General features: G+C 64.6%; 7 protein-coding genes. 2 read left to right on the top strand and 5 right to left on the bottom strand.

Annotated features, from left to right (window positions below; translation table 11 throughout):
• Positions 1-317 precede the first annotated feature (317 nt).
• From LB528_RS28605 to LB528_RS28585, 5 genes are all read right to left on the bottom strand, one after another.
• Complete coding sequence (locus tag LB528_RS28605; protein WP_224717120.1) at positions 318-2093, bottom strand: tetratricopeptide repeat protein; 1776 nt, start codon at positions 2091-2093, stop codon at positions 318-320.
• 196 nt (positions 2094-2289) lie between these two features.
• Complete coding sequence (locus tag LB528_RS28600; RefSeq protein ID WP_224717119.1) at positions 2290-2706, bottom strand: DUF1284 domain-containing protein; 417 nt, start codon at positions 2704-2706, stop codon at positions 2290-2292.
• Positions 2703-3311, bottom strand: coding sequence for a biotin transporter BioY (locus LB528_RS28595; RefSeq protein WP_224515962.1), 609 nt, complete (start codon positions 3309-3311; stop codon positions 2703-2705). The genes LB528_RS28600 and LB528_RS28595 overlap by 4 nt, the downstream gene beginning before the upstream one ends.
• Positions 3312-3631: 320 nt before the next feature.
• A complete protein-coding gene (locus LB528_RS28590; RefSeq protein WP_224515959.1) occupies positions 3632-4297 on the bottom strand; it encodes a GntR family transcriptional regulator in 666 nt (221 codons plus the stop codon).
• A 104-nt stretch (positions 4298-4401) separates the two neighbouring features.
• Positions 4402-5415, bottom strand: coding sequence for a polyprenyl synthetase family protein (locus LB528_RS28585; protein ID WP_224516020.1), 1014 nt, complete (start codon positions 5413-5415; stop codon positions 4402-4404).
• A 263-nt stretch (positions 5416-5678) separates the two neighbouring features.
• Between LB528_RS28585 and LB528_RS28580 the strand changes: the two genes are divergently transcribed.
• Complete coding sequence (locus tag LB528_RS28580; protein WP_224717118.1) at positions 5679-5903, top strand: DUF2007 domain-containing protein; 225 nt, start codon at positions 5679-5681, stop codon at positions 5901-5903.
• The gene (locus LB528_RS28575; protein ID WP_224515956.1) at positions 5903-6700 is read left to right on the top strand and encodes a tRNA1(Val) (adenine(37)-N6)-methyltransferase; all 798 of its coding nucleotides are present in this window, start codon (positions 5903-5905) and stop codon (positions 6698-6700) included. Before LB528_RS28580 ends, LB528_RS28575 begins: the two co-directional genes overlap by 1 nt.
• Positions 6701-6794 lie beyond the last annotated feature (94 nt).

Here is a 6794-nt window from a genome sequence, read left to right as displayed (position 1 = left end):
ACGACCAGGATCCACTCGGCCTCCTTCCCACTTCAACCATACACCAGAACCAACACACAGGATCCTCGGGTCTGCGCGCGTCGCTTCGCTCCTTGCTCCGCCCGTGGATGACGACGCGGTGGGGCATTTCGGCCCAATCTCCAACGCATGCGGCTGCCAACGCAAACACAGCCTACCGATCAAGATTTTCTCTGCTAGGGAACTGGCGTTTGCCGACATTCAAGTAGGGCCGGACCGACCTTAAGCTCGACAGATGCCAAGCTGAAATAAAAAACGGGGCTCGACGGGCCCCGTTTTCTTGAACGCTGGCGAGAGGGTTAGCCTTTCGGCGCGGGCGCCGGCACCGGCTTCGCCTTGGGGGTTTCCTGCGCAGTGTTGGACTCAATCGGCGGCAGGCCCTTGAGCAACTTCTGCTGCAAGGTGGCGAGAACATCCGGATCCGGCTTCAGGTCGCGCGCCTGGTTCCACTGGTAGGTTGCCTCGAGCTTGCGGCCAACGCGCCAGTAGGCATCGCCGAGATGGTCGTTGAGGACCGGATCCTCCGGTTTCAGCGAGACGGCGCGCTCCATCTCGCGCACGGCGTCGTCGAAGCGGCCCATGCGGTAATAGGCCCAGCCCAGCGAATCGACGATGTAGCCGTCGTTTGGCCGCAGATCCACCGCCTTCTGGATCATCGCCAGGCCTTCCTTGAGGTTCATGTTCATGTCGACCCAGGAATAGCCGAGATAGTTCATGACCTGCGGCTGGTCGGGCTGCAACTCTAGCGCCTTGCGGAAGTTCGGTTCGGCTTTCGGCCATTCCTTCAGCCGCTCATAGGCGATGCCGCGCTGGTAGAAGATGTTCCAGTTGGCGGCGGTCGGCGTCTTCAACTGCTCGACGGCCTTGTCATAAAGATTGGCGGCCGAGCGGAAATCTTCCTTCGAGCCATAGACGCCGCCAAGCGCCAGATAGGCGCGCATGTCCTCCGGATGCTTGTCGAGGTAGGCCTTGAGGTGGGCGATCGCCTCGTCATGCTTGTCGAGATCGGCGAGGTTCAGGCCGAGCTGCAGGTCGGAAAGCTCCTTCAGCGGCGAGGACGCCGGGATGCGCCGGTAAAGCGCGATGGCGCCCTCGCCGTCCTTGAGCTGCTCGGCGACGGCGGCAAGCTGCACCAGGGCCGCATCGCTGTCCGGCTTCAGCGCCAGCGCGTATTGCAGGTAGAGCCGCACGAAAGGCTCGCCGCCGCCACGGTTGAGCGCGGTGGCAAGGTCGAGCAGGATTTCGGATGCGCCGTCAGCCGGGCCGGCGACGAGCGGCTCGATCTTGTCGCCCTTGGCGATGCGGTCGCGCAGGGTGGTGATTTCGAGCTTGCCCGGCGCGAAGGCTTCGGCCTGGTTCAACACAGCCAGCGCCTTCGACTTGTCGCCCTTGCGGACGAGGAAGGAGGCATAGGCCTGCGCATTGCGCATCCAGGTTTCGGGCGCGGAGCCACCGGCCGTGGTGTCGGCAAGCGTGGCGGCGTAGAGTTCATCGGCCTTGTCGTTCAGGCCGGCAGCGTCAGCGATCAGCGCGCGGTGGAACGATTTGAACAGGCCGAACCAGTCCGGGCCCTTGAGCTTGTCGATGGACTCCATCGCCTCGGACGCGTTGCCGGCGCCCTCCTTGGCCCAGCCGTCCATGACGCCGGAGAGCAACCGGTCGAGATCGGATTCGAGCGAGAGCTTCAGCCAGTATTGCGCCTTGGCGTAGTCCTTCTTGTGGAAGGAATCGATGGCCAGCGCCAGGCGCGAGAAGCGCTCGACGTCCGGCACTTCCTTCAGCTTGTCGGCATAGACCAGCGATTCCTCGAAGCGGCCTTGCGCGACGAGAGCCAGCATCAGGCTCTGCTGCAGATCCTTATCGTTCGGCGCAAAGGCCAGCGCCTGCTTGTAATAAGCGATTGCGTCGTCGAGATCGTTGTCGCTTTCGGCGATATGAGCCGCGAGATAGGCGCCCGAGAACGACGTGATCTGCAGCGGTTGGGCCTCTTCCTTGGCCTGGACCGGCAGCACCCAAAGCGCCACACCGGTCAAAAATGCCAGCCTCGTCAGCCAGCGCGCACGTCCTTGCCGCATCGTATCCCTTTCAGCCAGACGCGATCCCGCCCTTCGAGGACCGCCCACAGACTCGATCTTTTCCGGTCAAAGCATGGCCTTTTTGGGGTCGGGCTTCAATCCGCAGCGAATCACAATTGCAATCATCCGGCTTAAAAACGATGCCGCGCCCGCGAAAAAATTCTGCCGGGACGCCGATATGCCGGCATCGAATTGCCTACAGATAGGTATCGCTGAATCCGCTGGCGGCAACCGCATCGCACAGGCCGAACCATTCGCAGCCGGAGCACGCCTGGCGCGTCAGGCCGGCGGAAAAAGCCTTCCGCATTTCTGCCAGGCCGGAGGCGTCAAGCACGATCTGGTCACCGACCTGGATCGGCCGGTTGAGGAGAGCCCCCACGCCACGCGCGGCCAGCCGGTCCCGCTCGGCGGCGCTCTCGCGCAGGCAGTGCGGCTCTGGTTCGCCGAGCAGCGGGGCGCAGATGTCGTCCGGCCCGGAAACGATCATAACCGCCTCGCCCTCGCCCAGCCGCTTCACCACCTTGTCGTAATTGGCGGTGAAGGCCGGCGAGTAGCCTTTGCCGACATAGGTCAGCAAGCAGAGCAGATGATGGGCGCGCAGCCTGACGGTCATCGCGTCCCGGACGGGCGGTCGCGCTGTTCGGCCCGATCGGTGGAAAAGAGTTTCAGCGTGGCCGCGCCCAGCGCCGACTTGAGCAGGCCGCCGACGATGAAGGGCAGGAAGCCGAAGGTGATGGCCTTCTCCAAACCGATCATGACGGCAAGCCAGGCGGTGCCCAGAACCAGGCAAAGCAGGTTGCCGATGAGCATGGCAGCGAAGGCAAGCATGACGCGCTTGCCGTTCCAGCCGCGTTCGGCCAGCCAGCCGACAACGGCGCCGACGATCGGGAAAGCGAAGAGATATCCGCCGGTCGGACCGACGAAATGTTGTATCCCGGCCGCTCCGCCCGCCAGCACCGGAAACCCTGCCGCGCCTTCGACCAGCCAGGCGGCAATGGTGAGCGCACCGAAGCGCCAGCCATAAAGCGCGCCGACCAGCGTCACGGCGAAGGTCTGCATGGTCACCGGAACCGGCACCATCGGCACTTCGATGTAGGACGACAGCGCCAGGAACAGCGAACCGAGGATCACGGCGCCGATCTGCCAAGCGAGCGAACGGCTGTGCAGCCGCAACGGGCTGAAGGAGGGCTTGTAGGTGGAAACGGCTGCGTTGGTCACGGTGTCTTCCCTGGTTGGCTGTAATTATAGATAATTTTTGAACTTCATCTATTATCGAATCCATATTTTGAAAAGAATGGCAAGCGCTGACCTGGAACAGACAACGGATTTCGTCATTCTAGGGCGGAGCAAGGAGCGGAGCGACGCACGCAGACCCTAGAATCCATGCCGTTACGCAGGAGCGTTGCAGGGGTGCAGAATTCCGCTCCGCCGCACTCTACGATCAAGGTACGGCATGGATGCTCGGGTCTCCGCATCCGCTTCGCTCCCGCTCCGCCCGTGGATGACGAAGCTGAGAGGCTTCGGCCAACCACCGAACCTCACCCCACGATGGCGAAGGCGTCGCGGGTCTTGCCGGAAGCGGTCTTGACCGGCTTTTGGCCGATCCATTGCACGTGCCGCCCGAGCGTCGCGGCGGCCGATTCCGTGTTGCCTTGCCTCAGCGCGCTCAGGATCGCCCGATGATCCTGGTCGGTGCGAGTTTCCCATTCCGAGCGCCAGGCCGCGAACAGGAAACGGGCGCTCGCGGCATGCAGGTCGTCGATGGTGGAGAGCAGGCGCGGCATGTTGCAGGGCGCCAGGATCAGCCGGTGGAAGGTGCGATTGGCCTCTTCCCAGGAGCGCACGTCGCGGGATTTGTCGCCGGCCTTGGTCGCCTCCTCTGCCTGATCGAGCATCGACGCCGTCAGATGCGGCGCGGCATGGCGCAGCGCCAGCACTTCGAGCGCCGCCCGCATCTCGGCCACCTCCCTGACCTCGCCGAGATCGAATGAAGCGACGCGCACGCCGCGGCGCGGCTCGCTGATCGCCAACCCTTGAGCCTCCAGACGCCGGAAGGCCTCGCGCACCGGGACATGGCTGGTGTTGAATTCCTCGGCGACATGGTCCTGGCGCAGCCGCGAACCGGGTTCGATCGCGCCTGAAATGATGCGATCCGCCAGTTCCTTGCTGATGCGGACGGCGATCGTGTCTTCTGTGCTGGCCATATTTTATAGATAATTTGCCGGACCGCTCCTTGTCGAGACGGCCGGCGCGGGATTCACAGGCGCCCTGCCCGGCGGATGCAGGGCATGCAGGCAGGCCGAAGGGCTCAGTTGACGCGGCTGATGCAGAAATCGATGACGTCGATCAAGGCCGACTTCTGTGGCGTCGCCTCCAGCGGCGCCAGCGCGTCGCGGGCGATCTCGCCGAAATGACGGGCGCGGCCGATCGTATCGGCGATGGCGCCGTGGCGCGCCATCAGGCCGATCGCCTTTTCGAGCCCGGCATCGTCGGTGACGTTTTCCTCGATGGCGCGCTTCCAGAAGCTGCGCTCGGCCTTGGTTCCGCGCCGGTAGGCGAGGATCACCGGCAGCGTCACCTTGCCCTCGCGGAAATCGTCGCCGACATTCTTGCCGAGCTCCTTGCTGGAGCCGCCATAGTCCAGCGCATCGTCGATGAGCTGGAAGGCAAGGCCGAGATTCATGCCGTAGGAACGCAGCGCGGCGCGGTCGGTGCGCGAGGCCAGGGCGATCACCGGTCCCACTTCGGCGGCGGCCGAGAACAGCGCGGCGGTCTTGGCCTTGATGACGGCGAAATGCTCGTCCTCGGTGGTTTCGAGGTTCTTGGCTGCGGCGAGCTGCATCACCTCACCTTCGGCGATGATGGAGGCCGCAGCCGACAGGATGTCGAGGGCTTCCAGCGAACCCACCTCGACCATCATGCGGAAAGCCTGGCCGAGCAGGAAATCGCCGACGAGCACGCTCGCCTGGTTGCCCCAGATCATACGCGCCGTCTTCTTGCCGCGGCGCAGCGCGCTCTCGTCGACCACGTCGTCATGCAGAAGCGTCGCAGTGTGCATGAATTCGACGGCGGTCGCGAGCTTGACATGGCCTTCGCCGGAATAGCCGAACATCTGCGCGGCGGCGAGGGTGAGCATGGGCCTGAGCCGCTTGCCGCCGGACGAGATCAGGTGGTTGGCGATCTCCGGGATCATCTCGACGTCGGAGCCGGCCTTGGACAGGATCAATTCGTTGACGCGCCCCATGTCGGCGGCTGTCAGATCGATCAAATCCTTGATGGAAGCGGGTTCCCGCTTACCTTCGATGTTGAGAACGACACCCACCACGACAACTCCGTCAATCTGACGCGTACGACGCCCCTTGAAACTCCTCGCGCTGAAACGAGGTCAGGCGGCGCGCTTCAAGTCTTTGTTTTGATGCATGTCGTTGTCCCAGAACCGCTGCGCACTTCTGGGCGACATGCACTAGTCCCGCGCCGACTCTAGGGCGGCACAACCGGGCACGGCAAGAGGCGAATTGGCGCGGCTCTGCCGGCAATGTGCCCATCTACGTTTACACGGACGCCACAACCTGCGATTTTCGTTCCATGATCGAGCTTGTCCGCACCAATGACGCCGTCGTCATCTCCTTCGTCGAATCGCTGATGCGCGATGCCGGCATCGCCTGTTTCGTCGCCGACCAGAATATGAGCGTGCTCGACGGTTCGCTCGGCATCCTGCCCCGGCGCGTGATGGTCGATGCCGAGAAAGTCGACGCCGCGCGCCGCATCCTCAAGGATGCCGGCATCGAGAACGAGATCCGCAAAAGGTGATGGCAACCAGCGCCGTCCCCGTCCCGGATACGCCGGCGCACACGGTCGATGCTTTCCATCGCGGACGCTTCTGGCTGGTGCAGCCGAGCCGGGGCGGTCATCGCGCCGGCATGGACGCCATGACGCTGGCGGCGGCCGTGCCGTCCGGCTTTTCCGGCCGGCTCGCCGATTTCGGCGCGGGTGCCGGCGCTGCCGCCCTTGCCGTGCTGTCGCGCTGCCCGGCGGCGCAGGCCGTGCTGGTCGAGCGCTCGACCGAAATGGCGGAGTTCGCCGCCGCCACGCTTTCGCATCCGGGCAATGCGCATCTTGGTGACCGCGCTTCGGTCCTGGCGGCCGACGTGACGCTGACCGGCCGGGCGCGGAGCGAGGCCGGGCTTGCCGACAACTCCTTCGACTTCGTCATCATGAACCCGCCGTTCAACGCGGCCGAGGATCGCTCGACGCCCGACACGCTGCGCAGAGAGGCGCATGTGACGGAGGACGGGCTGTTCGAGCGCTGGATCAGAAGCGCCGCCGCCGTCGCCAGGCCGCGCGGCGGGCTGGCCGTCATCGCACGCCCCGAGCAGCTCGTCGCCATCCTCGACGCGATCGAGGGGCGCTTCGGCGACGCCGAGATGCTGTGCGTGCATCCGCGGCCGGACGCAGCGGCGATCCGCATCGTCGTCAGGGCGGCGCTCGGGGCGCGCGGAAAATTGTCGATCCGCCCGCCCCTCACCTTGCACGGACCGTCCGGCAACGCGCCGGCGGAGCGGACGGAAATGATCAACAATGGCCTGGCATCGCTGTTCGGCGATTGATCCCGGGCGCGCGATGCGGCATTGCCGTTGGGCGGCGAATTCCTACATGCCAAGCAAGATGATGTCGCGCCTGAGAGACTAGCAACCTGCCTGA

Source organism: Mesorhizobium sp. CA4 (genome assembly GCF_020165075.1).
In the GTDB taxonomy this organism is placed as follows: domain Bacteria; phylum Pseudomonadota; class Alphaproteobacteria; order Rhizobiales; family Rhizobiaceae; genus Mesorhizobium.
Note: the sequence above shows the minus strand (reverse complement) of the source record. Positions and strands in the feature narration are given on the sequence as shown.